Annotated in this window: 2 protein-coding genes; both read right to left on the bottom strand. The window is 68.2% G+C overall.

Annotated elements, in window-relative coordinates:
- Window positions 1–740 (bottom strand): GMC family oxidoreductase (locus MLGJGCBP_RS19435; protein WP_201453128.1); only part of this gene is annotated, 740 nt, incomplete at its 3' end.
- A partial coding sequence (locus MLGJGCBP_RS19430; RefSeq protein ID WP_160097623.1) for an APC family permease occupies window positions 737–1,738 on the bottom strand: 1,002 nt, incomplete at its 5' end. The genes MLGJGCBP_RS19430 and MLGJGCBP_RS19435, both read right to left, overlap by 4 nt.

The raw sequence follows: 1,738 nt of genomic DNA, 5'->3' as shown, positions 1-1,738 counted from the left end.
GGACGCTGGTAGCGCACCCCGGTCGCCACCATCGCGTCGTCGATGACGATCTCGGCGACCCAGCAGTCGGTGCGCACCTCCAGGTTGGGCCGGGTCCCGAGGATCGGGTGCAGGTAGGCGTGCGACGACGACATCCGGGTGCCGTCCTCGGACGCGTTGATCTGGAACCACCCCGCCCCGTTGAGCACCGTTCCGCCGCGGTTGAACGCGACGGTCGGCAGACCGACCGCTGCGGCGGCGTCGAGGACCGCACGGCCGCACGGATCGTTCGGTGGGACGTCGCGCAGCCGCACCGGACCGCTGCGACCGTGGCCGTCACCGGGGGCGTCGTTGTTCTCCAACCGGCCGACATACGGCAGGATGTCGCGCGCACCCCACCCCGACGCACCCATCGCCTCCCAGTCGTCGAGCACCTCGGCCGGCGGCCAGAACGCGATACACGAATTGTGCGACGAGCACCCGCCGAGGACCTTGGCCCGGGCGTGCCGCATGAAACTGTTGCCCCGCTCCTGCGGCTCGACCGGATAGTCCCAGTCGTACCCGGAGTCGAGCAGGTGCATCCACTGGGACAGCTCGAGGATGTTGCGGTCCCCGACGTCCGACGGGCCGGCCTCCAGCAGGCACACCGTCACCGACGGATCCTCGCTCAGCCGTGCCGCGAGGACGCACCCCGCGCTACCGCCACCCGCGATCACGTAGTCGAATTCCAGTGCAGTGCTCCGCAGTTCACTTTCGGTCATCGAGCAAGCTCCTTGTCGATCGGTTCGGATTGCGGTGCGGCCGGTGCCGCGGCCGCGGAGTGTGACGTCAGGGTCCCGATGTGGTGCCTGCCGGTGGTGAGGTACCACAGCAGTCCGAGCCCGAGGATGACGCCGATGTAGACGAAGGCGCCCCACGTGTTGTACCAAGGCTCCCCGTAGACGGCTTCGCGCGGCCAGGCGAGGTTGACGGCCATACCGATTCCCCACACCACGGCGACGATGTTGACGGGCAGACCCCACCTGCCCATCGTGAAGTAGCCGCCCTCCTTCAGGTCCCGCGGCGGCCACTGGCCGCGCAGTCTCCGCTTCAGCATCGGGCCGGTGACCATCAGGTAGGCCAGATAGATCATGATGATCGCGATCGAGGTCAGCACGGTGAAGATGTGCGGTTGACCGATGTTGACCACCAAGATCAGCGCGGCCACCACTCCGATCGTCACCGCGGGCACGACGGGTGTCCGCGTCTTCGGGTGAACGCGGGCGAGCCGCTCCCCGAACGGGAGTGCGTTGTCACGAGCCATGGCGAAGGTCAGCCGGATGGCTGCGGTGTGCACCGCCAGCGAGCACACCGTCACCGCGATCACGATGCAGATCAGGAAGATGGTGCCCAGCGGGCCCCACATCACCTGCTCCACGATGTACTGCAGGCTGCCGTCGGACGCGCCGATCTTCGGATCGTCCAGGTCGGGCGCCGCCATCACGGCGAACACCAGGATCGCGCCGCCGATCACGAACGAGGCGAGGATCGCACGGAGGATCGCCTTGGGGGCGGTGCGGCGGGGTTCCACCGTCTCCTCACCCAGCGAGCTCGCGGTGTCGAAACCGTACATCACGTAGCCCGACGCGAGCGTGGCCACCAGGAACGCACCGAGGTAGCCTCCGCTCTCACCGGCGCCGTAGCCGTGGGTGGAGAAGAACACCTCCGGGCCGCGGGTCATGTTGGCGGCGAGGATGATCGCGATCAGCACCGCGGCGAT

The organism is Rhodococcus sp. T7, assembly GCF_009872365.1.
Taxonomy (GTDB): Bacteria; Actinomycetota; Actinomycetes; order Mycobacteriales; family Mycobacteriaceae; genus Rhodococcus_F.
Note: the sequence above shows the minus strand (reverse complement) of the source record. Positions and strands in the feature narration are given on the sequence as shown.